Here is a 1,270-nt window from a genome sequence, read left to right as displayed (position 1 = left end):
GCCAAGGGCTCCAGGGAGCTCTGAATTGAGAGCATCTTCAACGGGATACCTCAACATCTGACACTTGCAACTCCTAACAAGATCTAACACGCCAAGCCGCACGCGCCCCGCCATGGTGGTGACACTTCATGGTGATGCGGCGAAACATGGCACTGCTTGACGATGCGATCGATGCCAGCGGGGGTTTGGCCCGCTGGAGCAGCTTGAGCCGTTTCACGCTGCATCTTTCCGTTGGCGGGACGCTGTTCTCCAGCGCCGGACATGCCAAGGAATTCAAGGATGTGACCGCGGAGGGGTCGACGCAGGCGCAATCGGTTCGCTTCATCGGCATTACCGGGGGAGAACAGTCCGGCTCGTTCGCGCCGGACACGATCACGATCGAAAGCCCGGAAGGCGAGGTGCTGCGGTCCTGGCGCAACCCGACTCTTGGATTTCCCGAGGTCGACGCGCACATGCTGGCGGACGAGTTGCACCTCGTCTTCTTCTGTGGCGTCGCCATCTGGAATTATCTGACGACTCCATTTCTCCTCGCCCATCCCGATGTCGTGGTGGAGGAGCTGTCGCCCTGGCGCGAGAATGCCGAAACCTGGCGGCGCCTGCGGGCGCAATTCCCCCCGCACCTCGTCACGCTCGCGCCCGAGCAGATCTTCTATTTCGACGAGAACGCCCTGCAGCGGCGGATGGACCACGATCTCTTTGGAATGAAGGTCGCACACTCCTCCTGGGCCCACGACACCTTCGGCGGCATCGTGCTGCCCACGCTTCGCCGCGCACAGACGCTGCGGCCCGATGGAACCGTGATCACCAAGCCCGTGCTGGTCGATGTCGAGATCTTCGACGCCGTCTTCGAGTAGCGGCGACGACGCGCGAGTGCACGCAATGGCCAACACCAGATAACGAGCCAACGACGGGGCCGGGAAACGGCGCAAACGCGGCATGCGCGCCTCTCTCAATTCATGCGGACATCATTGATGCGGACATCGCGCCGCGTTCTCGCGGCGCCTATCGCCCGAGCTTTGCTTCGTCTCTCCACCCTCTAAGCCAAGAGGGCGCAGGGAAGGCCGGGTGCCGGCTGGCACCCGCGGTCCGCTGCGCGAAAAGCACACGCAGGAAGAACCGCACAGCAGCATACAGGTGTAGCCAATCACTCGGCCTTCCCTGCGCAGTGGGTTGACGGCTTATGCCGTGCTCTCCCGGGAGCCGAGTTCCTTCTGGCCTCCCTCGCCCCGCGAATTGATGATGCCGTCCGCCCGGTTGGGCTCGCGAACAT

At 63.0% G+C, this 1,270-nt stretch carries 1 protein-coding gene; it reads left to right on the top strand.

The features are described 5' to 3' along the window. Positions 1-146 precede the first annotated feature (146 nt). A complete protein-coding gene (locus ACXJL8_RS41440) occupies positions 147-854 on the top strand; it encodes a hypothetical protein (protein ID WP_456621107.1) in 708 nt (235 codons plus the stop codon). Positions 855-1,270: the final 416 nt, after the last annotated feature.

Source organism: Bradyrhizobium sp. P5_C11_2, assembly GCF_054049755.1.
The sequence above is the reverse complement of the archived record's forward strand: the minus strand, read 5'-3'. Positions and strand labels throughout refer to the sequence as shown.

What these genes read in the sequence shown, in the direction of transcription:
- ACXJL8_RS41440 (WP_456621107.1), top strand. Translation starts at nt 147, where the DNA reads ATGGCACTGCTTGACGATGCGATCGATGCCAGCGGGGGTTTGGCCCGC.